Origin of the sequence: Idiomarina sp. UBA3162 (assembly GCF_002364475.1) — a bacterium.
In the GTDB taxonomy this organism is placed as follows: domain Bacteria; phylum Pseudomonadota; class Gammaproteobacteria; order Enterobacterales; family Alteromonadaceae; genus Idiomarina.
Genome location: NZ_DEYI01000080.1, coordinates 1 through 25,286, shown reverse-complemented (window position 1 = coordinate 25,286; position 25,286 = coordinate 1). Strand labels below are relative to the sequence as shown.

The window sequence follows — 25,286 nt, the reverse complement described above, 5'->3', positions numbered from 1 at the left end:
ATGCCAACACAAGTCGACTGCCCAACCTGTGGAAGTAAAGTCGAATGGTCAACTAAAGCCACCTACCGCCCATTTTGCAGCGAGCGCTGCAAACTGATAGATCTTGGCGAGTGGGCGAATGAAGAGAAAGCAATTCCAGGTGAGCCGGCTCAGATTCCTGAGCAGTCTGCTAATGACGACTTCTAGTTAGACTGTGCATCCATAAGACAATCAACAATGGGCTGATTAGCATCCGGAAACTGATAGGCGTCTAGCTGCGCAATATCAGCCCAAACAAATTCTTGACCTTCCATTTGTCGAGCTGTGCCGGTGTAGGACAACACCCACCACACATCGAGTAAGACGCGCTTATCGCTATATTGATGCTCCACCACTGTCAGTGGTGCGCAGTCCGTCACAGCGATATTGCACTCCTCTTTTAACTCGCGAATAAGGGCTTCAGTCACTGATTCACCCTGTTCGACCTTGCCACCTGGGAATTCCCATTTGCCGCCTTGGTGCTGGTGACTCAGACGTTTAGCGATAAAAATTTCACCTTGCTCATTTTTGATTACGCCCACAGCAACATGCACCGTGGGCGTCGTACTATCAGCTATCATTACAGTTTACCGTGGCAGTGTTTATATTTCTTGCCCGAACCACATGGACACGGTTCATTTCGTCCAACCTTAGCGCCGCGTTGTGCTGGCTGCTGCGGGTCATCAGACTGTCCATTGGATTCTGCAGCAGCTGTGGCACTGGCTTGCTCATGTTTAAACTCACGTGGTGCACTATCGGCCGCCTTGCGCTGTTGGTCAACAGCATCAACATCTTCAGGCGCGCGAACGCGAACTCGACTCAGTAGAGTCACTACGTCAAGTTTCAAGTTTTCTAGCATCTCACTGAACAGCTCAAACGCCTCACGTTTATATTCTTGTTTTGGATTCTTCTGCGCATAACCACGTAGGTGGATACCCTGACGCAGATGATCCATCGCTGCCAAGTGCTCTTTCCAATGCTGATCAAGGCTTTGTAGCATTACTGATTTTTCAAAGCGACGCAGCACCTCAGGACCTACAAGCTCTTCTTTTTCTTTATAGGCATCGACTAACGCCTGCAATACACGCTCACGGAGGACTTCTTCGTGGAAGTGCTCATCTTCATCCAATGCCTTTTGCAACTCTAATTCAATATCAAAGTCTGCGCGCAGGCGCTCTTCAAGGTTTGGTAAATCCCATAATTCAGCGAGTGATTGAGGCGGCACATATTCACTGATGACCGCATTAATGACATCTTCGCGAATCACATTGATTGTCTCGGAAATATCACCTTCGTCCAGCAGCTCATTACGCTGTTCATAGACAACGCGACGTTGATCATTAGCAACGTCATCGTACTCGAGCAGTTGTTTACGTACATCAAAGTTGCGACCTTCGACTTTACGCTGGGCGTTCTCAATCGCTCGAGTGACCCAAGGGTGCTCAATCGCTTCACCCTCTTTCATGCCCAAACGTTTCATCATCGTTGCCATACGTTCAGAGGCAAAAATGCGCATTAATGGATCTTCTAAGGACAAGTAAAAGCGCGATGAGCCCGGGTCACCTTGACGACCTGAACGACCACGTAGCTGGTTATCAATACGGCGTGATTCATGACGCTCGGTACCAATAATATGTAAACCACCTGACTCGATAACCTTATCGTGCAGGACTTGCCACTCTTGTTTGATTTTCTCGATCTTGTCGTTGTCTGGCTCGTCTAGCTTCTCAACATCTGATTTCCAGTTGCCACCTAATACGATATCGGTGCCACGCCCCGCCATGTTCGTTGCGATGGTGACTGCACCCGGACGACCTGCCTGCGCGACGATGTCAGCTTCCTGTTGGTGGAACTTCGCGTTCAGTACTGCGTGAGGAATTTTCTTCTTCTTCAGCAAACTTGAAAGCAGTTCTGAGTTTTCGATCGATACGGTACCGACCAATACAGGACGGCCTTGTTTACGACACTCTTCAATATCCTCAGCGATGGCTTCGTATTTTTCACGGGTGGTCAGGTATATCAAATCAGCGCGATCATCACGCACCATTGGACGGTTAGTTGGGATAACCACCGTTTCAAGACCATAAATAGATTGAAATTCGAAGGCTTCGGTATCTGCCGTACCGGTCATACCGGCAAGCTTGTCATACAACCGGAAATAGTTCTGGAAGGTGATCGATGCCAACGTTTGGTTTTCATTTTGGATCTCAACGCCTTCTTTGGCTTCCATCGCTTGGTGTAAACCTTCAGACCAACGACGACCTTCCATCGTACGGCCAGTGTGTTCATCAACGATGATAATTTTTCCATCTTTGACGATGTAGTCAACATCGCGGCTGAATAAGTGGTGCGCCCGCAAAGCAGCATTAATGTGATGCAACAAGGTGATGTTAGCCGCTGAATACAGTGAGTCGTCTTCTGCCAACATACCGCGTTCTTTCAGCAGCGACTCAATATGCTCTTGACCGTTTTCGGTCAGATGCAACTGTTTGGCTTTTTCATCAATTGTGAAATCGCCATCACCGTGCTCTTCTTCGGTGTCTTCTTTTTCTTGACGCACCAATAATGGCACCAACTCATTCATTTTCTTGTACATCTCAGAGCTGTCTTCCGCAGGCCCTGAAATAATCAGCGGTGTACGCGCCTCGTCAATAAGGATCGAATCAACCTCATCCACCAAAGCATAATGCAATTCACGCTGCACACGTTCTTCTGGCGAAAACGCCATATTGTCACGCAGGTAGTCAAAGCCGAACTCATTATTAGTACCGTAGGTAATATCGGCTTGATAAGCTGCTTTTTTATCTTGTGGCTGCATCCCCGGAATATTAAATGCAACTGACATACCGAGGAATTCAAATAATGGGCGGTTAAATTCCGCGTCACGCTTAGCGAGGTAGTCGTTGACGGTGATGATATGTACGCCTTTACCTGTCAACGCATTAAGATAGGCTGGCAACGTCGCAGTTAGGGTTTTACCTTCACCCGTCTTCATCTCTGCGATACGGTTCTCATCAAGCACCATACCACCGACCATTTGTACGTCGAAGTGGCGCATTTTAAACACACGCTTACTGGCTTCGCGTACCGTTGCAAACGCTTCCTCTAAAAGGCTATCGAGCTTCTCACCTTGGTTAAGACGCTTTCTAAACTCTGTCGTTTTTTCTTTTAGTTGTTCGTCTGATAACGCCTCAAACTCAGGTTCGAGTTGATTGATTCGGTTCACGCGCTTTTGAAGCGTTTTTAAAATACGGTCGTTACGACTCCCAAATACTTTTCTGAACAAACTGCCTAGCATGAGAACGAGTTATCCTGTTTTATTCAAAATTAAAAAATTCGGTGACCCACAGTCACCGCATCTAATGATCCGAGCTGAACCGTTATTCCGCTGAACGATAAACGAAACGGTTCGGGTCTATCTGTTTGCCATTACGCAATACTTCGTAATGAACGTGAGGCCCAGTGGAGCGACCTGTATTACCCATTTCAGCAATAATCTGCCCTCGAGTGACGACATCGCCCACTTGCACATTGATTTTTTCATTATGGCCATAACGGGTTTTTAAACCACCACCGTGGTCAATTTCGACAAGGTTACCGTAACCCCAACGCTCCCCGGCCCAAGTCACGACTCCTGCACCTGTCGCTACGACTTTTACTTCCTCATCGTAGCTCGCAAAATCCAGCCCTTTATGCATTGCGGGTTTGCCGGAGAACGGATCTTTGCGCACACCATACTGAGATGATAGCCAACCACTGGTGATTGGACTGCCAGCGATGAAGCTTTCATTATTAACATTGTGATTCATCATGACAGATTCAAGTAGCGACAGTTGTTTTTGCTTGTCAGCAATTTTTGACAGCATCTGCTCAATATCAGACAGTACTTCTGTGCTTGTCGACTTAGGTAATGCAACGGCCTCAGTTTCGGGGCCGCCTAGTGGTATTTCCGAATTAAAGCTAAACTCTCCGTTACTGAGATTGGCTTTATCCGCTAAGCGCTCGCCTAATGCATCGAGTCGGCGCATATGGGCACGTAATTCGCCTAAATAGACGGTCATCGCCCCTAGACGTTTCTCGGTTTCGTTATACAGCTCGGCGACTGCCTTTGACTGTAAAGCCAAGTTTTTTTGCTCTTCGCTAATTTTGGTTTGCGCTACTGCAGGATCAACACCTTGATAACTCCAAGGCTTGAAATAAGCAGCACTCAGTAACGCGACTAATCCTAAATAGGAAAATAGTCGGCGCCGCGTCAAACGAAAACTAAAACGAATTTTGGAGCCTTTATAAAAGACTGATAAACTCATTATTACTCTCTTATTATGGGTTTACAGCAACGACCTAGCGCACATGAACTCTAAACCTAAGACCACTAAACAATGGCTGGATAATCAGCGTGATCATAACACGTTGAGCCAGTACGCACAGTTTGCCGCTCAACTACGCGATTGGCAACTACTCTTTGCACGCAGCCTACCTGCCAACCTCGCTGCTCAGTGCGAATTGCTAAATGTGCGAGATGGTCAACTCATTGTTCGCACACGCTCTGCTTCAGCGGCGAGTCAATTACGATCACTGACAACACCATTGATCAATGCATTTGGCCATGCGGGTATCAAACTCAACCAAGTTACAATCGACATCGATCCCGCGCAAAAAGTATCATCTAACACGTCACAGGGATCTGCGGTTAGTCGCCGGCAACGTCTGTTAAATCTTGCCGAGCAAAGTAGCGAACCTCTTAAAACACAGCTACTAAAGCTTGCCGATCAGATTGCTAACAGTAATAAGTTAACCCCCGACGAATAAAAAAAGGTGCATAGTTTTCACTAAGCACCTTTCATTTAATTCATCGTTTATGTCATCACATTAAGCCAACGAAGGTGACCAATATTTAATAGGCGCTTCTGCGGCTTTGTCTTCAAATGTGACAAATTCCCAAGCCGATTGTTGTTCCAACAATGCTTGTAACAACTGGTTATTAAGTGCATGGCCTGACTTGTATGCACGTAAATGACCCAGGATACTGTGTCCGCCCATATACAAGTCGCCAATCGCGTCGAGCATTTTGTGCTTCACGAATTCATCGTCATACCGCAAACCGTCAGTATTTAATACTCGAAATTCATCCAGCACAACAGCATTATCAAAGCTGCCACCTAACGCCAAATTATTTGCGCGCAGATATTCGATGTCTTTCATGAAGCCAAAGGTACGCGCGCGACTGACTTCTTTGATGAACGCCGAACTACTGAAATCCATGCTCACCGTTTGTCCGGTATCAGAGATCGCCGGATGGTCGAAGTCGATAGCAAAGTCAATGCGGAATCCGTCATGGGGTAGCAGTTCCGCCCACTTACCATCGTCTTCGACGCGGATAGGTTGCTTAATTCGAATAAATTTTTTCGCACTGGACTGTTCCTCGATGCCCGCACTTTGTAGCAGGTAAACAAAGGGGTGAGAACTTCCGTCCATAATAGGGATCTCGTGCGAATCGACCTCGATAATCAAGTTGTCGATACCCACGCCCGCAAGTGCCGCAAGTAAGTGCTCGACCGTTGATACCCGAACATCGTCTTCGTTAATCAAACACGTACACAGCTGCGTGTCCCGCACCCAATCGGCGCGTGCAGGAATATCCACCACCGGGTCCAAATCGACGCGGCGAAACACCAACCCTGTGTTGGCCGGCGCCGGGCGCAAAGTTAAATTAACCTTGTTGCCGCGGTGTAAGCCCACACCTGTGGTTGAGATCGCTTTTTTAAGTGTACGTTGTCTAATCATTAATCGAATTCACCTATCCAATCAAATCTGCTCCGCGAAAATGCGGCCCGACATTATACGACAAATGTCATGGCTGACGCAAATTTTGCTTAATTTTTACGCATCAATCCACTTGTTTGCGCAAAAATGCAGGAATATCTAAATAATCCAATTCCTTGTCAGCATTTTGCTTCGGTGCAGGCTTGCGCACTGGCTCCGCTTTTTGCTCAGCGGCTGGCTCTGACTCTTCATCATACTGAGGTGCTGCTGAGCTGCGATCCAAGTCACGGCGATACTGCGGTGCTTGCTCACGCTTAGGAGCTTGACCCGCGTTGTTAACTAACGAGATATCAGGCTTGCGTTCAGCGCCAATACCGGTTGCCACGACAGTGACACGTAATTCATCAGACATCTCAGTATCGATAACGGTTCCCACAATGACGGTTGCATTATCAGAAGCAAACGCCTTGACGGTATTACCAACCGTTTCGAACTCATCGATACTCATATCCATGCCCGCAGTCACGTTGACAAGAACACCTCGTGCGCCTGAAAGATCGATGTCTTCCAGTAACGGACTGTTGATAGCCATCTCAGCCGCTTCTTGAGCACGGTCTTCGCCACTCGCCACGCCAGTACCCATCATTGCGGTGCCCATTTCTTTCATGACTGCACGTACGTCGGCAAAGTCGACGTTAATTAGGCCTGGACGAGTAATCAGTTCAGCAATACCTTGCACAGCACCGAGCAGTACATTGTTCGCCGCGCTGAACGCATCAAGCAAGGTGGTACCGCGTCCCATCACTTTTAACAGCTTTTCGTTAGGGATGGTAATCAGTGAGTCGACACTCTGTGCCAACGCGTTGATACCTTCTTCAGCTACCGCCATGCGTTTTTTACCCTCGAACGGGAACGGCTTGGTGACGACAGCAACGGTTAAGATACCGAGCTCTTTTGCTACTTCGGCGACCACAGGTGCAGCACCCGTACCTGTACCGCCTCCCATGCCAGCAGCAATAAAGACCATATCAGCGCCTTCAAGTTGAGCGCGGATATTGTCACGATCTTCTTCTGCCGATTGACGACCGACTTCTGGATTCGCGCCAGCGCCAAGACCCTTGGTAATATCAGAGCCAAGCTGGATCGTCACATCGGCACTGTGGTTACGGAGTGCTTGCGCATCGGTGTTTGCAGCGATGAACTGGACACCTTCGATTGACTCTTTAACCATGTGTTGGACGGCGTTTCCGCCGCCGCCACCGACACCAATTACTTTGATGACGGCTTCACTTTCGTAATTATCCATCAGTTCAAACATTTTTCTTCTCCCTACCTGCTTTTACTTGCTACCCCAGCGATTAAAACTCACCTTTAAACCAGTTCTGCAGCTTTTGCCACATACCGATCACGTCAGTTTTATTGCTTTCTTGTTGCGATGCCGTCGAGTTTTCCTGACCGTACTTTAACAGCCCAACCGCGGTCGCATAAACCGGATCTTCTACGTAATCCTTTAAACCTTTCACATGCAAGGGTTTGCCAATGCGCACTGGCATTTGAAATATCTCTTCGGCGAACTCAAGACAGCCTTGCATTTTTGCGCTACCGCCGGTCAACACGACACCGGCAGCGATTTGTTCATCTAACCCACTTTGTACGATCTCGTCTCGCACTAATTCAAACAGTTCTTGATAACGTGGCTCAACGACTTCAGCCAATGTATGGCGCGACATCATACGGGCAGGACGACCGCCCACTGAAGGCACTTCAATGGTGTCTTCCATACTGACCAAACCTCGCAATGCGCAAGCATGCTCGGTTTTGATCTGCTCCGCATGGTTGGTTGGCGTACGGAATATCTTAGCAATATCACTGGTCACTTGGTTACCCGCTGCTGGGATCACCGCCGTATGACGCAGTACACCCCCCGCGTATATACAAATATCAATGGTGCCGCCGCCCATATCGACTAACGCAACACCTAAATCTTTTTCATCATCGGTGAGTACCGAGATACTCGATGCCAATGCTGAAAAAATCAATTTGTCGACTTGCAGACCACACCGCTCAACCGCTTTAGTAATATTTTTCGCCATATCATTGGCGCAGGTGATGATATGGACTTTTGATTCCATACGAACCCCAGACATACCAATCGGGCTACGAATACTCTCTTGTGAGTCAATCACGTACTCCTGTGGAAGCACATGCAAAATGCGACGTTCTTTTGCGATAGGCACCGACTGCGCAGCATGAATGACATTGTCGACGTCATCTTGAGTCACCTCGGCTTCATTAATTGGCACCATACCGCTCTCGTTTTGGCATGAGATATGGCGGCCCGAAATATTCAAATACACAGAAGCAATGCGGCAGTCAGCCATTAACTCAGCCTCGTCGACTGCACGCTGAATTGATTGCACCACCAAATTAAGATCGTTAACGCCGCCTTTATCCATACCGCGTGCTGTTGTTACGCCTACGCCGATGACGCTAATATCATCATCCGGTAACAGCTCACCCACCAAGGCGGTCACCTTGCTGGTTCCGATATCTAATCCAACGACCATTTGTCGTTCTGTGGTCTTCGACATACTCGTTTAACTCTCTTTGGCTTCTTTTGGCTGCCAACTCACGGCAACCCCCGTATCATACCGCAAATCAACGACTTCGATGCGCTGCTTTTCGTTATTGGGGTGCGATTTAATTTTCGGCAATAAATCGATAAATCGTTTCACCCGCTCAGCGGTCGCTTCACGTCCTAGTTTTAATTCAATTCCCGACTTCAATACCAAGCTCACCGAGAACCTATCAGTAAGCCGTAGCGCCGAAATACCGAGATCGTTTAACGCTAATAACCCCTGCAAATCCCGATACGCTGTCAACGTCTGTTCTACTTCTCGCTCAGGACCAAATAGTTGAGGTAGCGGCTGTTTTAGCTTGCTTTCATTAAGTTCAGCGTTAAACACTTCGCCCTCAACGTTCAACAATCGATCACCGTTCCAGTGCGCCAATGGCTTTTGTTCGGTGACATGGACCGAGAGCCTATCGGGCCATACTTTACGCAATGAGGCTTGCTTAACCCATGGCAACGCTTCAATACGTGACCTAATTTTATCGACATCGGCGGTAAAAAAACTGCCTAACGGCTCCGCCAGAATCGCTTGCCGGATAGCCGCGACATCAGTTTGCAGCAGCTCACCTTGCACATTAAATCGTGCTAACGGTACTTGTTGTTCGTCTTCCAAGACGTCCATTAAATACCACGTGCCGAATACAAAGCCGCCCATGGTGATGATGCAAATCACCACCCCTAACCAAAAGTTCCACTGCGATATGGGCGGTAACTTGGACTTTCGGCTCATTTACTGCTCCAGCGTCTGTGCCAGAATATTCCAAACCAGTTGTTCAAATGACAGTCCACGTTGCTTAGCTGCCATCGGGACTAAACTCTTCTCAGTCATTCCCGGTACAGCGTTCGCCTCTAACAAAAACCATTGACCCTGTTCATCCCGCATCGCATCGATACGCCCCCAACCCTTGCCATCCACTGCAGCAAACGCAGCAAGTGCCAGTTGGCGTAAACCTTGTTCATCGTCATCCGATAACCCAGCAGGACAATGATACTGTGTATCGTTGGCTTGATACTTCGCCGAGAAGTCATAAAACTGGTGCGGCGTCTGCAAGCGAATGACAGGCAACGCTTCACCATTTAATAACGCCACAGTGTATTCATTACCGTTAATCCAGCGCTCCACCAACACATCACTGTTGTACTGCAAAGCGTCGCGAATCGCCGTATCTAATTCGTTGGCTTCGGCTGCCACGCTCATGCCAATAGACGAACCTTCTAAAGCAGGCTTTACAATCACTTTGCCGCCAAGTTGCTTCAGTATATGCGCTGCATCCCACTGCGCATGACCCACGCGAATGACAATCGAGGGCGCAACAGGTAATTGCATACTCTGCCAAATCTGTTTGGTGCGCACTTTATCCATCGATAACGCACAGCCCAACACCGAACTACCGGTATAAGGCACACCTAGGGTCTGCAATGCGCCTTGCATTGCACCATCCTCACCGCCACGACCATGTAATACAACAAAGGCGCGATCGACGCCGAGATCAAGCAAATCGGTCAGTGGTCGTTCAGCAGGATCAAACGCGAATGCATTGATTTGTTGTGCACATAACGCATTCAACACCGCTTGGCCCGACTTAAGTGAGACCTCACGTTCAGCTGAAGAACCGCCCATCATGACAGCCACTTTTCCAAAGGCAGATGACTTCACACTGCCTCCTTATTACAATCAAAGACTTCTTGGGTCAGTCGTTTAGCTAACTGACCTACGTTGCCGGCACCTTGAGTCAGTAGTAAGTCGCCGGGCTGCAATACATCGCCAATGATATCCACCAATGCATCCGCATCGGCAACATAAATCGGGTCGATTTGTCCTCGTTGGCGAATAGAGCGACACAAAGAACGACTGTCGGCACCTGCAATCGGCGCTTCTCCAGCACCATACACTTCCAACAACAAGAGCGTATCGACTTGCGATAACACGTTAACAAAGTCTTCGTAGAGGTCGCGTGTACGTGAGTACCGATGGGGCTGAAACGCCATAACCAAGCGTTTATCGGGCCAACCTTGTCGCGCCGCTTTTATCGTGGCATCGACTTCCGATGGGTGGTGCCCGTAGTCGTCGACCACCATCACTCCCTCGGAGGTGTGTGCAGGCCAATCGGCTACGCGACATTCACCATGGTATTCAAAACGTCGGCCGATACCTTCAAACCTGTTTAATGCGCACTGGATAGCGTCATCTTCAATGCCTTCATCAGATGCCACCGCAACCGCAGCCAACGCATTAAGTACGTTATGGCGACCGGGCAGATTAAGTGAGACACTCAATGGTTCGCGTCCCGCTCGCAAAACTTTAAAATGGCTTTGTCCCATATGCTGATGGTATTCCACCGCACGCACGTCGGCATCTTCGCTAAAGCCATATGTTATGGCTTGACGACCGACACGCGGAATCAGGTCGCGCACCGCTTCGTCATCAATACACATCACCGCGAGACCATAAAATGGTAAGTTATGGAGGAAGTCCACGTAGGTATCAAGTAGGCGATTGAAGTCACCACCGTAAGTATCCATGTGGTCTGCCTCGATATTTGTCACTACCGCGACCATGGGCTGTAAGTGTAAAAACGACGCATCACTTTCATCGGCTTCAGCAATCAGGTATTTGCTTGAACCAAGGCGCGCATTACTACCTGCTGAATTGAGCAGACCACCAATAACAAAGGTTGGATCGCGCTCTGCTTGTGCGAAGATGCTCGCAACCAACGAGGTAGTGGTTGTTTTACCGTGCGTACCCGCCACTGCGATACCATGTCTGAAACGCATCAATTCAGCCAGCATTTCGGCACGCCTTACGATTGGAATTCGATGCTGTTGCGCCGCTTCGAGTTCAACGTTATCCGCTTTAATCGCACTGCTGACAACCACGACATCAGCCCCATCAACATTGCCCGCTTGATGACCGATAAAAAGTTCGGCACCAATGGCTTGTAGTCGCCGTGTGTTGGCATTATCTGCAACATCTGAACCGACCACATAATAGCCCTGGTTTAACAAAACTTCGGCAATACCCGCCATCCCTGCGCCACCGATACCAATAAAATGGATGCGCTTAACACGGCGCATTTCGGGGACATTCACAATGGTAAAGGGTTGTTGTGTGGTTTGGCTCATAACGTTCTCTCTACTGCGGGTTGCGGGTGGGATTCGCCCGCCAGAATCTGGCGACATAGCTGGACAATATGGTCTGTTGCTTGCAATTCACCAACCGAGCGTGAAAAGCTCGCCATTTTCCATAGTTGCGAAGGCGCTTGCAATAGACTTTGCAAGGACTTTGCAAGACCATCAGCGGTGAAGTCTCGTTGCGCGATCACTACGGCGCCACCTGCTTCAGCCACCGCACGCGCGTTAGCAGTTTGATGATCATCCACAGCATGTGGTAGAGGAACGAACAGAGCGGCTCGACCAATGCCACAAATCTCTGAGACCGACAATGCGCCAGCGCGACTAATAATAATGTCAGCAGCGGCATAGGTGCTCGCCATATCATCAATAAACTCGACTACTTTAACCTGTTTGTCTGTTAAGGTGACCGCCTGATAGCTTTGCTCTACAGTAGCTTTGTTGCCAGCCCCAACTTGATGAGTCACGTTCACAGTTCCATTTATCCGCGCCAGCGCTTCGGGCAGTGTTTGGTTAAATATGCGCGCGCCCAAACTGCCACCTAAAATCAGCAGATTGATTGAGTTTTGGGGTGATTCCGCTGGACGGTTGGCGGCTGCGATAATGTCTTGGCGCAATGGGTTACCCACACGGTATACGTTGCTTTGTCGCATGAGACGCTGGCTCTTCGGCCGCGACTTATCCAGAGGTAAACCGAGCAGTACGAATTGAGCCCATCGCGCCAACAGTAGGGTTGTCATACCAGGAACAGCGTTCTGTTCATGAGTTATCAAAGGGATACCGCGTTGATGCGCTACCCAGCCGACAGGTGCACACACGTAACCACCGAACGTTAGAACTAGGTCCGGTTGGACTTGCTGAAATAGTTTACGCGCTTGACGCCATGCAGATAGCAAAGTTTTCGGCATGGTTAGCAATCGTTTTACGCCATGGCCACGGAGCCCAGTCATGGCAATACGATGCAAAGGAAAGTCATTTTGCGGCACCACTTTCGCCTCGATACGTTGCTCTTCCGTACCCACCCACTCAACTCGGTGGCCTTCTGCACGCAATTGTTGAGCGACTGCCAATGCTGGAAACACATGCCCGCCGGTACCTGCCGCTGCGATTAGGATGCGACTCATTCTGCACCTCCGCGCGGCGTTACTTTCCGCCCAGTCATACGTCGTTCATGATCGATTCGAAGCAATAGTCCGACTGCTAAGCTCGAAACTAACAAGCTGGTACCGCCGTAACTCACCAGCGGTAAGGTCAAGCCTTTGGTCGGCAGCGCGCCGGAAGCCACACCGATATTCACAAACGCTTGAATACTGAACCACACGCCAATACCGTAAGCAAGGTAGCCACCGTAACGCTTTTGCACCATTAAACAGCGACGACCAATAATCAGCGCCCGCACGACCATCATCAATACCAGCGCAATCACCGCCATTACACCTAAGAAGCCGAGCTCCTCTGCAACAACCGACATAATAAAGTCAGTATGCGCTTCAGGTAAGTACTGCAATTTTTGAATACTGTTACCCAAACCAACACCAGACAGGTGACCTTGACCGAATGCGATAAGTGACTGCATTAATTGATAGCCGGCCCCAAAGGGATCTTTCTCGGGTTCCAAAAAAGTCAACAGGCGTTGCATCCGGTAGGGCTCGATAACGATAAGCAAAATCAGCGCCAACACACAGGTTATAAAGACACTGAAGAACTGCCACAATTTGGCGCCAGCCAAAAACAGCATGGCAATTGTTGTAGCTGAGAGGACAGCGACAGTACCAAAATCAGGTTGCATGAGTAGTAAAACAGACGCTAAAAACAGCAAAGCCATTGGTTTAATAAACCCTTTGGTCGCTTCACGCAATTCGACCTCACGACGATCAAGATAACTCGCCATGTAGATGTAAAAGAATAATTTAGCTAACTCCGCCACTTGGATAGTGATGGGCCCTACTTTAATCCATCGCTGTGCGCCGTTCACCGAGTGACCAACCACCAATACAACTAACAGCAGCGCCAAACCGATTAGCAACAGCTTACCGCTGTGCTTTTGCCAAAGTTGAGTCGGTACTGCAAGGCTAACGAGCAAAACAACCAGTCCCGCGCAGACATAGATGGTGTGACGAATGGCAAAATAGAACGGCTGCCCGGTGAGTTTATCTGCTGTTGGTAAAGAGGCCGATGTGACCATCACAAACCCGAACACCAGCAGCGTGATGGCCAGCGTGAACAGCGTGCGATCATAGAGACACTGTGATGCTGCCGGTCGCAGCCACGCCCACAACGCAGCACCCAAGTGCTTTCCGCGCTCGGTCATATTGAGTTGCAACTGCTGTTCACGCGCTGCGCTCATATAACCTCGCTATGTGCTGTTGGAACACCTTGCCGCGTTCTACAAAATTACTAAATTGATCAAGGCTAGCGCACGCTGGGGATAAAACCACCCAATCTTCAGGCTCAGCGATTTGCTGTGCTGTTCTCACCGCCTCAGATAGCTGTTCACAGTAACGCGCGCCTTTACGTAGTTCAGCGATTTTTTTGCCATCGCGACCAATGGTCAGTAACACATCGACGCGACTCAGTACCGGCAATAACTGAGAAAATTGAGCGCCTTTACCATCGCCACCTGCAATCAGGATTAGGCGTCCTTTAATCATCGGACGTAAGCCATTGACTGCCGCTTCCGTGGCGCCGATATTGGTTGCTTTTGAGTCATCGACCCAACGTATGCCATTCGCCTCATAAACAACCTGACATCGGTGCGGTAAACCACTGAACTGTTCAATCGCTTGTACACCTTGTTCTGGCGTCAACCCAAGTGTTTCGGCTAGCGCCAATGCGGCTTGGATATTAACTAGGTTGTGAGTTCCGGCTAACGAAAACTGATGAGCGCTCGCCAACGGTTTTCCGTGCCGCGTTATGGCAATATCCTCAGCGTTCTTAGTAAGCCCATAACCATTAGCACTTTCGTCGGTGCCAACGGTAACTAATGATTGAGGTACTTTACTGGGCCAATGCTGCGAATCCTGCCGATTTAACACGCTCACTGCCGCATGATTAAAGATATTTAATTTCGCCTGAAAATAAGCTTGTTCAGAATCATAACGATCAAGATGGTCAGCGCTGACATTCAATAGCGCAGCTCCGGCAAGCTTGAGGCTACGCGTAGTTTCCAGTTGAAAGCTCGAAAGCTCTAACACATAGGCATCGGCATCCTGTTGCAGTGCATCCAACACCGCGACGCCAATATTGCCCGCCGCGACCCAGCGATGACCGTGATATTGACCCATTTGTTCTACTAACGTGGTCACGGTAGACTTGCCGTTTGATCCCGTCACTGCCACAACGGGTCGTTGATTAAGTTGCGCAAAAATCTCAACGTCCCCAACAATAGGAACACCAGCGTCGCGCGCCATCTGAATCTTCGCGTCGCGCGTATCTAAGCCTGGGCTTACGACGATCAGATCGGCCGCAAGTAAATCTTCAAGCTGCCATCCACCCGCGGTCACTCGTTCTTCGCCAAGCAACTGCTTTACCTCATCAAGGCCGGGCGGCTGTTCGCGGCTATCAAACGTGTGAATCTCACAATGCGCAGGTAACGGACTCTTTTCACCAACCAAAAAGCGCACTACGGAGCGACCCGACTGCCCAAGGCCGAGTACCACAATAGTGTCTAGTTTTTGCCAATGAATTCGCTGTTCCATAACCCGTTAGTTACCTTAACTTCAGTGTGGCTAGACCAATAAGCACGAATATCAACGAGAGAATCCAGAAACGCACAATAACGCGTGGTTCAGGCCATCCTTTTAACTCGTAATGGTGATGAATAGGTGCCATACGGAATACACGTTTACCCCGTAGCTTATATGAACCGACCTGAAGCATGACCGATAGGGTTTCCATGACAAACACGCCGCCCATTATAAATAAAACCAGTTCTTGTCTGACTAAAATGGCGATAACGCCGAGCGTTGCCCCGAGCGCTAAAGAGCCAACATCACCCATGAATACCATAGCGGGATAAGTGTTAAACCATAAGAAGCCGAGCCCAGCGCCAACGATGGCAGCGCATACGACGAGAAGCTCGCCCGACAACGGTAAATAGGGGATCTGCAAGTACTCGGCAAAATTTACGTTACCTGATACGTAGGCAAATACACCTAAGGCGCCAGCAACCATAACCGTGGGCATGATGGCTAAACCATCGAGGCCGTCGGTAAGATTCACGGCATTACTGGTGCCGACAATGACGAAGTAACCTAAAAATAGATAGAGCAGCCCCAATTGAGGCATGACTTCTTTGAAGAACGGAACCAACAATGCAGTCTCTGCCGACAGTTGGCTGCTCCAATAAAGAAAACCGATGGCGCAACTGGCAATCACCGACTGCCAGAAATACTTCCACTTGGCGATCAATCCTTTCGGGTCTTTGCGGATGACTTTGCGATAGTCATCAACAAACCCAATAATGCCAAAACCAACGACGACAAATAGCGTTACCAGCACGTATTTATTTTCAAGGTTAGCCCATAGCAATGATGACGCCACAATCGCGGCTAAAATCAGCACACCGCCCATGGTGGGCGTGCCTGATTTACTGAGGTGACTTTCTGGTCCATCATCGCGCACGGTTTGGCCAATTTGTAAGCGTTGCAGGCGACGTATCAGCCACGGCCCTAACCAGACCGAAAGCATGAGCGCGCTTAGTACGCTGAGGATAGCCCTCAGAGTAAGGTAAGAAAAAACGTTAAAGCCGCTTTCAAACTGAGTCAGATACTCAGCCAACCAAACTAACATGCGTGTTGATCTCCCTGTGATTCTGCGTTTTTGTAGTGTTCTTGTAACGCGTTAACGACACGCTCCATGTGTGACGAGCGTGATCCTTTGACCAACACTGTGACGCGATCATTTGCCGATTGTTGTGTAATGGTTTGTAAAACTTCATTCACAAGCCCATCAATAGATGAGAAGTGTTTACCACCCCGGCCGTTAAATACTTCACTGGCACTTTGACTCAATACGCCTAAGGTAAAAAACTTACCGATACCGGCTTGAATAGCGTGCTCACCTATTTCTTCGTGGTAAGCGCGCGCTTCCGCGCCGAGCTCGGCCATATCACCCAGTACCATGATGGTTGTGCCTTGGTAGCTGCCTAACAGGTCAAGCGCCGCCTTGGTCGAGGCCACGCTGGCATTGTAAGTATCGTCGATGACAGTTAAGTTATTGGCTAACTGAATTGGCGTGAGTCGCCCTTTGACGGGTGATAAAGTTGCCAATCCAGCGATAATCTCTTCAGCGGACATGCCTATTTCAAGGGCAGCAGCACTGGCTGCCAGCGCATTCTTAACGTTATGTAAGCCGCTCAGTTGCAAAGCAACTGTCCAACTCTGGTCATTAATGCTCAACTTAAATGTGGCTTGCCCCAAGCTATTCAGTTCTATCTCACTCGCGCTAACATCAGCCTGCTCGCTCAAACCGAACGTTTGCAGACGCTTACCAGAACGGACTTTTCGCCAACAAGGTAAGTACTCACTTTCATACGGTGTTATAGCAAGCCCACTTTCGGGTAAACCTTGGAAAATTTCAGTTTTTGCTTTGGCAACACCCTGTACCGAACCAAACCCTTCAACGTGTGCGGCACTGACATTGTTTAAAATAGCCACGTCGGGGCGCGTTAATGAGGTGGTATAGGCAATTTCGCCCGCATGATTAGCGCCGAGTTCAATAACCGCATATTGGTGCTGAGCCTCTAACCGCAATAGCGTTAAAGGTACGCCTATATCGTTATTAAAATTACCAGCGGTTGCTAGCACCTTGTGGCGTTGACCAATAATGGCTGCCAACATCTCTTTAACCGTAGTTTTTCCGTTACTTCCAGTGATCGCTATGGTTTTTGGTGCCACTTCAGCTTTTACCGCAGCGCCTAACTGGCCTAACGCATAACGCGTGTCGTCAACTAGGATATGAGGAATATCGTCAGCTAGCGGTTGTTGGCTGACGATAGCCGCGGCACCTTTTTCTAGCGCTTGTGGAATAAAATCGTGAGCGTCAAACTGGTCCCCTTTAAGGGCAATAAACAATGCTGACTCTAGGGACGCACGCGTATCTGTGCTCACCTGATTGATCACCCGTTGCTTGTCGATGATACCGTGAAGCTCACCATGCACGGCGTGTGCAACCCATTCTAAAGATACATCAATCATGGCTCACCCCGCTTATCCAGTCCTGCACGAGCTGACGCTCGTTATAATCAATACGCTCTTGACCAATAACTTGATAGTCTTCGTGACCTTTGCCTGCGAGTAACACTACGTCATCTTTAGCGGCCCGCTCGATAGTATCGAGTACCGCTTGGCGACGACCTTCCATACTATGAACCTTACGTTTATCAGCAATACCTGCCATGATGTCAGCAATAATTTGCTGCGGCGCCTCAGTGCGTGGATTGTCGTCGGTCACTACCACACGATCCGCATACTCTGCCGCTACTTGGCCCATTTGCGGTCGCTTACCACGATCGCGATCGCCCCCACAACCAAATACACACCACAGCTTACCCTTGCAATGTAAACGCAAAGCTTGCAAAACCTGTTGCAACGCATCAGGTGTATGCGCGTAATCAACGACGACTAAAGGTGAGTCGCCCGCTTGAAACGCTTCCATGCGTCCAGGCACCGGCGTTAATGTCCGACAATGTTCGGCGACCGTCGCTAATGAGTGTTGTTGAGCCAACATAATTGCGACCGCACTGACCACGTTATAGACATTGAAGCGACCCAACAGCGGTGTGGCAAATTGAGCGGAGCGTCCGTGGTAACTGAGCGTAAAAGTCGTGCCATGCTCTGCAAAGGCTAACTCACTGACTCGGATGTGCGCTCGCTCGTTGCCTAGCAGTGAGATTGACAGCACGTCTGCTGTACCATCGATCCAACCTGCTAAATAACTGTCATCGATATTGATAATGCGATGGTTCAGTTCAAAGTCTTCAAACAGACGACGTTTGGCATCCACGTAATGGGTCATGCTGCCGTGGTAATCCAAATGATCACGACTGATATTAGTTGCTACTGCCGCTTCAAAATGCAAAGCCTCGACACGACGCTGGACCAATGCATGCGATGAGACTTCCATGGCGATAAAATCAGCGCCCTCGGCGACTAACGTCGACAAACGCTGTTGTACGGTGACCGCATCTGGTGTCGTATGCTTCTCGGGCAATAGTTGGCCGATCAAACCACTGCCCGTCGTACCAATCACCGCGGCTCTGTAACCCAGCTTTTCTGCTAACTGAGCCGCCAGATGTGTTACCGACGTTTTGCCATTAGTGCCAGTGACACCAACCACCGTTGCCTGCTTCGAAGGGTGATGAAAGAAGCGTCCGGCAATTTCCGATAGTTGCTCTTTAACACCCGGCATATACAGGCATACCACACCGTTTTTAGTCTCGCTTCGTAAACTAGGTCCCTCAGCCAAGATTGCACGAGCGCCTGCGGTAATCGCCTTATCCATGTAATCGCGACCATCGGTGACATACCCCGGCACAGCGACAAATAAGTCGCCGTTGGCGACTTGTCGGCTGTCCAATTTAATACCACTGACCTCAACATTAGGCACAGGCATTGGCAATGGAGGCAGTAACTCACGGAGTTGCATCTGCACCTCCTACAAAGCCCGCTGCTTTCATCGGTTGCGACGTCATATCGTCTGGTGGAACATTAAGTAGCCGCATGGTTTGCGACACAATGCTCGAGAACACCGGCGCCGCTGCTGTGCCGCCGTAATAGTCGTCGGTTCCTGGTTCATTGATGGTGACAACGACCACAATTTCAGGATTGGATGCCGGTGCAATCCCGGCAAACAGAGCGACATACTCGTCACCATAACCACCGGTCGCACGCGCCTTGCGGCTAGTGCCCGTTTTACCAGCAATACGATAACCTGGCACTTGCGCTGCAGTGGCGGTACCGTCAGAAACGACGCGTTCCATCATGTGCAGAACAGCACGGGTATTGTCGGGGTTAAATACTTGTTCAGATTCAGGTTTAGATTCGCGACGAAATACCGTTAGGGGCATGTCGCGTCCACCGTTAGCTATCATCGTATACGCTTTTGCGAGTTGGAGCGTGGTCGCAGACAGGCCGTAACCATAAGACAATGTTGCCAACTCAAAATCTGACCACCGACGACGCGTGGTCAATAGTCCGTAGCTCTCACCTAAAAGCGACACCCCGGTATCGGAGCCAAACCCAGCGTCGAAGTATGTTTCGAGCAGTTTATCAACACCCAGCTCAAGCGCCATAGTGGTAACACCCACGTTAGACGAGTGCTCCAGTACCTCGGTCAGCGACAATTTGCCCAAGTTACGGTGATCACTCACGCGGCGACCGCCGATACGCAACCAACCTGGATTGGTATCAATGATATCGCCCACTTTATGGGTGCCATGCTCTAACGCGCTTAATACGACTAAAGGCTTGACAGTAGAGCCGGGCTCGTAGGCATCGGTAATCGTACGGTTACGCATCTTAAAGCTTTGTAAGTCCGCACGATTATTAGGGTTGTAGGACGGGCTATTGACCATAGCCAACAGTTCACCTGTTTTTACATTGACCACAACAGCCGAACCCGAAGTTGCCTGATTGTAGCGCACGGCTTTTTTCAGCTCGGTATAGGCAGTCGCTTGGATCCGCTGGTCAATGCTAAGTGTTAATTGTTTAGGTGGCTGCGCATCTGTTTGGCTAATTTCCTCAATAACCCGCCCTTGCGCGTCCTTGCGGTAAACTCGCTTACCGGGGGTACCGGTTAAGTGATCATCATATAATAGTTCAAGCCCTTCCTGACCTTGACCATCGATATTGGTAATACCCACAACATGTGCACTAATTTCTCCGGTTGGATAATACCGACGCGATTCTGTTTTTAAGTAAACGCCCGGAATACCAAGCTGACGCACGTAGTCCGCTTCACTGGGTGATACTTTACGCTGTAAATAAACAAAGCGACGGTCGGGGTCGTCGACTTTAGCTAATAGTTCATCTCGATTCATTCGAAACGTTTCCGCTAGCGCTTGCCAACGGCGCTGATCAGCAAGCGCGCCGCTTTCTGCAATACGCTTCGGATCGGCCCAAACCGTTTCTACCGGAACACTCACCGCGAGCTCTCGGCCATTGCGGTCGACGATCATGCCCCGTTGCACGCCTAAACTATCGGAACGCAGACTACGCAGGTCACCTTGCAAGGAGTACTGCTCTGGATTGATCACTTGAATATAGGCGGCTCGCGCTACCAAGATGCTAAACACAAAAAACAGCACGCCCAACGCGGTGACAAAGCGCCAGCGCGTACCCGCCGGACTAAGCTTCTTAGTATTACGTTGGTTTTTCTTGGGTGCGCGCTTTATTGCCATGGCACTAGCACCTCATGTTTGGCATCGACATCGATCATGCCGAGTTGTTCTTGAGCAATCCGTTCGACGCGACTATGTTCAGTCAGTGCAGTTTGTTCGAGCACCAAGTGACGCCACTCACGATCGATTCTATCTTGTGTCGACAATAACTCATCCCGCTCACTGGTCAGTAAGCGATTTTGATGGGCGGTGTAGATCACAGTTAATGCTGATCCAATCACAGCGATCGCGAGTGCAATCACCCATTTGAAGCGCGTTAAGTCTTGCAGCAGCATGACCGGCAACGAAGGATAGCGTGTCTTAACCATGTGCTAACCTCCGTGCGATACGTAACACCGAACTGCGTGCGCGTGGGTTCAACTCAAGCTCTGCTGCACTGGGTTTAATCGCCTTGCTTTCCAGTGCTAAACGACGATCTTTATTCAGTTCTGCTTCAGTGATCGGCAGCCCAGGGGGTACCTGTTTGGGTTGGCTGTGAGTTCGCATAAAGCGTTTCACGATGCGATCTTCCAAACTATGAAAACTGATGACAACTAGGCGCCCATCTTCTTTTAACGCAGTCAACGACGCTTCTAGCGCATCTTCGATTTGTTCTAACTCACGATTCACATGTATGCGAATCGCCTGGAAGCTACGGGTCGCAGGATGCTTATGCTTTTCTTTCGATGGCACTAACCGGCCGATCAACTCAGCTAGTTGACGGGTTCGAGTAAACGGCTTTTGTTCACGATCATGAACAATGGCTCGCGCAATTTTTCGCGCAAACCGTTCTTCACCGTAGGTTTTCAACACATAAGTAATATCATCTTCTTCGGCGTAACTAAGCCAGTCTGCAGCCGTTTCACCACGACTGCTATCCATACGCATATCTAAAGGTCCGTCACGCATGAAACTAAAACCACGCTCAGCATCATCAAGTTGTGGGGATGAGACGCCAAGATCAAATAAAATACCTGTGACTTGGTGAGCAAGCTGTTGCTGCTCTATGATGCGCGCAAGATCGCTAAATGGGGTGTGAATAATACTAAAGCGCTCATCATCTGCCAGCGCTTGGGCTGACGCTATTGCCTGTGGGTCTTGGTCAAGGGCAATGACACGCCCTTTGGGGGATAATTTGTTCAGTAACGCACGCGTATGACCGCCACGACCGAAGGTGGCGTCTATATAGATCCCATCGGGGTCCGTCACAAGTGCGTGAATGGACTCCTCGAGGAGCACTGAAATATGCGGTGCGTTTTGCTCAGTCATTAAAGTGAAAAGTCTTCTAGTCGTTCATTTAACTCAAAGTCACCTTCTTGTTCGACCTTGAGATCCTCTGCAATCTGCTGCTGCCAAGCCTCTTCTGACCAAATTTCAAATTTATTCAGTTGCCCAACTAACATCAGTTTTTTCTCTAGCCCTGCATGCAAACGCAGCGGCGAGGAAATCAGTAAGCGACCATTTTTATCCATGTCGCAATCGTCAGCGTGGCCCAGTAAAAGGCGCTGCAAGCGTCGCTCGGTGGGGTTCATGCTGGATAACTGTGTCAATTTTTTCTCGATGACTTGCCATTCTGGTAATGGGTATAACAACAGGCACGGCTGCTTGATATCGATGGTGCAGACCATCTTACCGTCACAGTCGATCGACAGCGCATGACGATACTTGGCGGGTATAGCCAAGCGTCCTTTACTGTCTAAGTTTATTGTTGTTGCACCACGAAACATGATGTCACCTGATCGTTGCGATCCACAATTATCCACAAATCCCCACAATGTTACAGTCTAGGTAGATAAGATTCCCACTGTCAAGTTTTATCACGCGCCTAAACACGCTTTTACACAGGCTTTATCAGCTCCGAGGAATAGCTTGAGAGCCGTTAAGAAAGATATCGATCTCAACGCAGACCCGATCGGGATCAGTTAAGTGAATGATAATTATAAATTAATTAGGCGTTATAACTGGACGGTCAATAAAGAAAGGAGGTGAAGAAGCCCGCCGATAAGCCGGGTTTTGTCGTGGACAATCATTCATCTAGTAATACGGTTGCCCGTATTCTCAAGCAGTCTACCCGGGTTCAACGCGGGCCGCGCCAACGAACCCCTATTTGACCTTGCTCCGAGTGGAGTTTACCGTGCCACGTACTGTTGCCAGACGCGCGGTGTGCTCTTACCACACCCTTTCACCCTTACCTGAGCCGCAAGCGGCCATCGGCGGTTTGCTCTCTGTTGCACTAGTCGTCAGCTTTCACTGCCCAGGCGTTACCTGGCACTCTGCCCTATGGAGCCCGGACTTTCCTCCCCTTACCGAAAACGATAAGCAGCGATTGCCTGGCAGGCTTCTTCAGGCGGCGATTCTACGCATTTAGCCGACGCTATACAAATGTTTTAGTCGTCTGACTGGGCAATCGCCCATTGGTAAAGTGCATTTTTGCGGCCACCATAAAGCTCAGCTGTCACCGCGGCTGCTTTTTTCAAAGGCAGGTGCTGCATTAATAAGGTAACGGCGCGTTGCTGCTCCACGCTGATTTGATCGTCCTGCGCGGTTTCCTTCTCGACGCCACCGATCATCAACACCATTTCGCCGCGCTTTTGGTTGCTGTCTTCATGCATTTGGGCAAGCAATTCACTCGCGGTTCCGCTCAAATAGGTTTCATATTGCTTTGACAACTCACGGGCTAACACCACATGACGACAGGGCAAGATTTCAGCGAGATCTTCAAGGCATGATTCAATCCGGTGCGGGCTTTCATAAAACACAACAGAACGGGTTTGATCGGCTAGGTGTGCAAACGCCTTTTTACGCGCCGCAGATTTGGCGGGCAGGAAGCCCTCAAACATAAATTTGTCCGTTGCTAAGCCAGAACCGGCGAGCGCCGTTACAAAAGCGCAGGCACCTGGTAACGCGACAACGGGGATCTGCTCCGCGCGACATTCGCGCACAATCACATAGCCGGGGTCACTGATGAGCGGCATGCCGGCGTCACTGATCAATGCAATATTTAAACCTTGCTTCAGCTTTTCAATCAGTTGCCCTGCTCGACTACTCTCGTTGTGCTCATGCACTGACAACACCTGCGTACTAACATTATATTGTTGCAGTAAAGGTCTACTATGACGTGTATCTTCCGCAGCAATTAGGTCAACCTGCTGTAAAGTCGTCACCGCTCGTTCCGTCATATCCGCCAAATTACCTATTGGAGTCGGCACAATATATAACGTTCCTAAGCTTTGCGATGACTTTTCACTTTGTTGCTGTGACATGGTGATTCCGTTGTGTTGTAATTCGAGTAGCGACTTATAGTATCATTTAACTTTAAACACGTGATAATTTTGCTAGGCGGTGAGTGTGAACGTATCGAGTCAATCTAAAGGTTTATCATTAGCGACCTACGCTAAACGGGCTATCATTTGTTTGGCCGCCGCCTTGCTTATAAGCTGTGCACAGTCGCCTCAGCGCAGTACTCAGCCAACCACCTCACCCGTTGAGCAAAACGTTGTTACACCTGCCAATAAAGGCGATACCTTGACCGCCGAGCAGTGGCTGGAAAAAGCGCGTAATGAAGGTAATGCAGCGAGCCAACAAATGGCATTAGTCGAGGCCTCTTTCGCGTTTCAGAATCAGGGCAATTATCAACGCAGCGCAGCTATTCTGTCGCAACTTGACCCAACGACAATGCGCCCCTCAGATAAACGGTTATATGCGCTGTCGCTGGCACGCTGGTATCATCATAGTGGTGAGTGGCAACAAGTGGTTGAACAACTTGCTCCGATCATGAATCAATTCACTGATCGCCAGTTAAAACGTACCTCCTTGTTGCTCATCGCCGACGCTTACCAACAGCAAAAGCATTATTGGCAAGCCTTGAGTTACTTAGATGAGGCTTATCAAACCGATAGTAATATGAACCTCGATACGCTGTGGTCGGTCGCGCGCCAAGTGAACAGCGAGCAACTACCTTCACAACGCCCCAACCGTACGAGCTTGGCGGGTTGGTGGCGGCTGATTGAGTCCACTCACCGGGCGCAATCTGCCGATAATCTGAAACAGGCGCTCGAGCAATGGCTAACTGCCTACAATCAACATTATGCCCGTTCAATTGTTGAGAGTTTCATAACTCATAACGACTTTCAGGTGATTAAAGAAGTGGCGGTACTGCTGCCGTTGTCGGGGAGTTATCGACTACAAGGCGAAGCCGTGCGCGATGGCATTATCGCGTCAGCGGCGCAGCTCGCTGACGTGCATGTACGATTTTATGATACTGAAGCAGAAGACTTAACCGCACTGCAAGCCCGTCTGCTTGAAAACGAGCAGCAATTCGTCATCGGGCCGCTATTGAAAAAACATGTCAATGCTTGGGTT

Annotated in this window: 23 protein-coding genes and 1 other RNA gene; 3 read left to right on the top strand and 21 right to left on the bottom strand. The window is 49.5% G+C overall.

Features of this window, described 5'->3' with window-relative positions:
- Entirely contained in the window at positions 1 to 186 is a 186-nt protein-coding gene (gene yacG, locus B2X00_RS10235; protein ID WP_290487439.1) for a DNA gyrase inhibitor YacG, read from the top strand.
- Here yacG and mutT read toward each other — a convergent pair.
- The 3 genes from mutT to B2X00_RS10220 all read right to left on the bottom strand — a co-directional run bounded on the left by mutT (position 183) and on the right by B2X00_RS10220 (position 4,325).
- Positions 183 to 599, bottom strand: coding sequence for an 8-oxo-dGTP diphosphatase MutT (mutT, locus tag B2X00_RS10230; protein WP_290487438.1), 417 nt, complete (start codon positions 597 to 599; stop codon positions 183 to 185). The two genes, yacG and mutT, sit on opposite strands and share 4 nt — an antisense overlap.
- Entirely contained in the window at positions 599 to 3,316 is a 2,718-nt protein-coding gene (gene secA / locus B2X00_RS10225) for a preprotein translocase subunit SecA (protein WP_290487437.1), read from the bottom strand. The genes mutT and secA overlap by 1 nt, the downstream gene beginning before the upstream one ends.
- An 82-nt stretch (positions 3,317 to 3,398) precedes the next feature.
- Positions 3,399 to 4,325 carry a M23 family metallopeptidase gene (locus tag B2X00_RS10220; protein WP_290487436.1) on the bottom strand — a complete coding sequence of 309 codons (927 nt, stop codon included), beginning with the start codon at positions 4,323 to 4,325 and terminating at the stop codon, positions 3,399 to 3,401.
- A 43-nt stretch (positions 4,326 to 4,368) separates the two neighbouring features.
- On the opposite strand from B2X00_RS10220, the gene B2X00_RS10215 reads away from it, so the two are divergent.
- Entirely contained in the window at positions 4,369 to 4,827 is a 459-nt protein-coding gene (locus B2X00_RS10215; RefSeq protein WP_290487435.1) for a DciA family protein, read from the top strand.
- A gap of 60 nt (positions 4,828 to 4,887) precedes the next feature.
- On the opposite strand, the gene lpxC is transcribed toward B2X00_RS10215, so the two are convergent.
- The 18 genes from lpxC to rsmI all read right to left on the bottom strand — a co-directional run bounded on the left by lpxC (position 4,888) and on the right by rsmI (position 24,187).
- Positions 4,888 to 5,802: a UDP-3-O-acyl-N-acetylglucosamine deacetylase gene (gene lpxC, locus B2X00_RS10210; RefSeq protein ID WP_290487434.1), complete on the bottom strand. Its 915-nt coding sequence runs from the start codon at positions 5,800 to 5,802 to the stop codon at positions 4,888 to 4,890.
- A gap of 103 nt (positions 5,803 to 5,905) precedes the next feature.
- Positions 5,906 to 7,099: a cell division protein FtsZ gene (ftsZ, locus tag B2X00_RS10205; protein ID WP_290487433.1), complete on the bottom strand. Its 1,194-nt coding sequence runs from the start codon at positions 7,097 to 7,099 to the stop codon at positions 5,906 to 5,908.
- Positions 7,100 to 7,139: 40 nt separating this feature from the next.
- On the bottom strand, positions 7,140 to 8,372 hold the full coding sequence (gene ftsA / locus B2X00_RS10200) for a cell division protein FtsA (RefSeq protein ID WP_290487432.1): 1,233 nt from the start codon (positions 8,370 to 8,372) through the stop codon (positions 7,140 to 7,142).
- 6 nt (positions 8,373 to 8,378) lie between these two features.
- Complete coding sequence (locus tag B2X00_RS10195; protein WP_290487431.1) at positions 8,379 to 9,143, bottom strand: cell division protein FtsQ/DivIB; 765 nt, start codon at positions 9,141 to 9,143, stop codon at positions 8,379 to 8,381.
- Positions 9,144 to 10,070 (bottom strand): D-alanine--D-alanine ligase, encoded by a 927-nt coding sequence (locus B2X00_RS10190; protein ID WP_290487430.1) that lies wholly within the window; start codon positions 10,068 to 10,070, stop codon positions 9,144 to 9,146. It lies immediately after the preceding gene.
- Positions 10,067 to 11,536: a UDP-N-acetylmuramate--L-alanine ligase gene (gene murC, locus B2X00_RS10185; protein WP_290487429.1), complete on the bottom strand. Its 1,470-nt coding sequence runs from the start codon at positions 11,534 to 11,536 to the stop codon at positions 10,067 to 10,069. The genes B2X00_RS10190 and murC overlap by 4 nt, the downstream gene beginning before the upstream one ends.
- Positions 11,533 to 12,669 (bottom strand): undecaprenyldiphospho-muramoylpentapeptide beta-N-acetylglucosaminyltransferase, encoded by a 1,137-nt coding sequence (gene murG, locus B2X00_RS10180; protein ID WP_290487428.1) that lies wholly within the window; start codon positions 12,667 to 12,669, stop codon positions 11,533 to 11,535. The genes murC and murG overlap by 4 nt, the downstream gene beginning before the upstream one ends.
- Positions 12,666 to 13,892 carry a putative lipid II flippase FtsW gene (gene ftsW, locus B2X00_RS10175; RefSeq protein WP_290487427.1) on the bottom strand — a complete coding sequence of 409 codons (1,227 nt, stop codon included), beginning with the start codon at positions 13,890 to 13,892 and terminating at the stop codon, positions 12,666 to 12,668. The genes murG and ftsW overlap by 4 nt, the downstream gene beginning before the upstream one ends.
- Positions 13,876 to 15,243 carry a UDP-N-acetylmuramoyl-L-alanine--D-glutamate ligase gene (gene murD, locus B2X00_RS10170; RefSeq protein ID WP_290487426.1) on the bottom strand — a complete coding sequence of 456 codons (1,368 nt, stop codon included), beginning with the start codon at positions 15,241 to 15,243 and terminating at the stop codon, positions 13,876 to 13,878. The genes ftsW and murD overlap by 17 nt, the downstream gene beginning before the upstream one ends.
- A 10-nt stretch (positions 15,244 to 15,253) precedes the next feature.
- A complete protein-coding gene (gene mraY, locus B2X00_RS10165) occupies positions 15,254 to 16,336 on the bottom strand; it encodes a phospho-N-acetylmuramoyl-pentapeptide-transferase (protein ID WP_290487425.1) in 1,083 nt (360 codons plus the stop codon).
- Positions 16,330 to 17,742: a UDP-N-acetylmuramoyl-tripeptide--D-alanyl-D-alanine ligase gene (locus B2X00_RS10160; RefSeq protein ID WP_290487424.1), complete on the bottom strand. Its 1,413-nt coding sequence runs from the start codon at positions 17,740 to 17,742 to the stop codon at positions 16,330 to 16,332. The genes mraY and B2X00_RS10160 overlap by 7 nt, the downstream gene beginning before the upstream one ends.
- Complete coding sequence (gene murE / locus B2X00_RS10155) at positions 17,735 to 19,192, bottom strand: UDP-N-acetylmuramoyl-L-alanyl-D-glutamate--2,6-diaminopimelate ligase (RefSeq protein WP_290487423.1); 1,458 nt, start codon at positions 19,190 to 19,192, stop codon at positions 17,735 to 17,737. The genes B2X00_RS10160 and murE overlap by 8 nt, the downstream gene beginning before the upstream one ends.
- On the bottom strand, positions 19,179 to 20,945 hold the full coding sequence (locus B2X00_RS10150; protein ID WP_290487422.1) for a peptidoglycan D,D-transpeptidase FtsI family protein: 1,767 nt from the start codon (positions 20,943 to 20,945) through the stop codon (positions 19,179 to 19,181). The genes murE and B2X00_RS10150 overlap by 14 nt, the downstream gene beginning before the upstream one ends.
- Entirely contained in the window at positions 20,936 to 21,253 is a 318-nt protein-coding gene (gene ftsL, locus B2X00_RS10145; protein WP_071463073.1) for a cell division protein FtsL, read from the bottom strand. The genes B2X00_RS10150 and ftsL overlap by 10 nt, the downstream gene beginning before the upstream one ends.
- Entirely contained in the window at positions 21,246 to 22,193 is a 948-nt protein-coding gene (rsmH, locus tag B2X00_RS10140; RefSeq protein WP_290487421.1) for a 16S rRNA (cytosine(1402)-N(4))-methyltransferase RsmH, read from the bottom strand. Before rsmH ends, ftsL begins: the two co-directional genes overlap by 8 nt.
- A complete protein-coding gene (mraZ, locus tag B2X00_RS10135; RefSeq protein ID WP_071463071.1) occupies positions 22,193 to 22,651 on the bottom strand; it encodes a division/cell wall cluster transcriptional repressor MraZ in 459 nt (152 codons plus the stop codon). Before mraZ ends, rsmH begins: the two co-directional genes overlap by 1 nt.
- Before the next feature lie 259 nt (positions 22,652 to 22,910).
- Positions 22,911 to 23,266: RNase P RNA component class A (rnpB, locus tag B2X00_RS10130), an RNA gene on the bottom strand.
- Between the two features lie 45 nt (positions 23,267 to 23,311).
- Positions 23,312 to 24,187: a 16S rRNA (cytidine(1402)-2'-O)-methyltransferase gene (gene rsmI, locus B2X00_RS10125; RefSeq protein ID WP_290487420.1), complete on the bottom strand. Its 876-nt coding sequence runs from the start codon at positions 24,185 to 24,187 to the stop codon at positions 23,312 to 23,314.
- Positions 24,188 to 24,272: 85 nt separating this feature from the next.
- Between rsmI and B2X00_RS10120 the strand changes: the two genes are divergently transcribed.
- Positions 24,273 to 25,286 (top strand): penicillin-binding protein activator (locus tag B2X00_RS10120; RefSeq protein WP_290487419.1); only part of this gene is annotated, 1,014 nt, incomplete at its 3' end.

Bases quoted from the DNA above. Each gene is read 5' to 3' on its own strand.
- yacG (WP_290487439.1), top strand. From the start codon at position 1: ATGCCAACACAAGTCGACTGCCCAACCTGTGGAAGTAAAGTCGAATGG.
- mutT (WP_290487438.1), bottom strand. From the start codon at position 599: ATGATAGCTGATAGTACGACGCCCACGGTGCATGTTGCTGTGGGCGTA.
- secA (WP_290487437.1), bottom strand. From the start codon at position 3,316: ATGCTAGGCAGTTTGTTCAGAAAAGTATTTGGGAGTCGTAACGACCGT.
- B2X00_RS10220 (WP_290487436.1), bottom strand. From the start codon at position 4,325: ATGAGTTTATCAGTCTTTTATAAAGGCTCCAAAATTCGTTTTAGTTTT.
- B2X00_RS10215 (WP_290487435.1), top strand. From the start codon at position 4,369: ATGAACTCTAAACCTAAGACCACTAAACAATGGCTGGATAATCAGCGT.
- lpxC (WP_290487434.1), bottom strand. From the start codon at position 5,802: ATGATTAGACAACGTACACTTAAAAAAGCGATCTCAACCACAGGTGTG.
- ftsZ (WP_290487433.1), bottom strand. From the start codon at position 7,099: ATGTTTGAACTGATGGATAATTACGAAAGTGAAGCCGTCATCAAAGTA.
- ftsA (WP_290487432.1), bottom strand. From the start codon at position 8,372: ATGTCGAAGACCACAGAACGACAAATGGTCGTTGGATTAGATATCGGA.
- B2X00_RS10195 (WP_290487431.1), bottom strand. From the start codon at position 9,143: ATGAGCCGAAAGTCCAAGTTACCGCCCATATCGCAGTGGAACTTTTGG.
- murC (WP_290487429.1), bottom strand. From the start codon at position 11,536: ATGAGCCAAACCACACAACAACCCTTTACCATTGTGAATGTCCCCGAA.
- murG (WP_290487428.1), bottom strand. From the start codon at position 12,669: ATGAGTCGCATCCTAATCGCAGCGGCAGGTACCGGCGGGCATGTGTTT.
- ftsW (WP_290487427.1), bottom strand. From the start codon at position 13,892: ATGAGCGCAGCGCGTGAACAGCAGTTGCAACTCAATATGACCGAGCGC.
- murD (WP_290487426.1), bottom strand. From the start codon at position 15,243: ATGGAACAGCGAATTCATTGGCAAAAACTAGACACTATTGTGGTACTC.
- mraY (WP_290487425.1), bottom strand. From the start codon at position 16,336: ATGTTAGTTTGGTTGGCTGAGTATCTGACTCAGTTTGAAAGCGGCTTT.
- B2X00_RS10160 (WP_290487424.1), bottom strand. From the start codon at position 17,742: ATGATTGATGTATCTTTAGAATGGGTTGCACACGCCGTGCATGGTGAG.
- murE (WP_290487423.1), bottom strand. From the start codon at position 19,192: ATGCAACTCCGTGAGTTACTGCCTCCATTGCCAATGCCTGTGCCTAAT.
- B2X00_RS10150 (WP_290487422.1), bottom strand. From the start codon at position 20,945: ATGGCAATAAAGCGCGCACCCAAGAAAAACCAACGTAATACTAAGAAG.
- ftsL (WP_071463073.1), bottom strand. From the start codon at position 21,253: ATGGTTAAGACACGCTATCCTTCGTTGCCGGTCATGCTGCTGCAAGAC.
- rsmH (WP_290487421.1), bottom strand. From the start codon at position 22,193: ATGACTGAGCAAAACGCACCGCATATTTCAGTGCTCCTCGAGGAGTCC.
- mraZ (WP_071463071.1), bottom strand. From the start codon at position 22,651: ATGTTTCGTGGTGCAACAACAATAAACTTAGACAGTAAAGGACGCTTG.
- rsmI (WP_290487420.1), bottom strand. From the start codon at position 24,187: ATGTCACAGCAACAAAGTGAAAAGTCATCGCAAAGCTTAGGAACGTTA.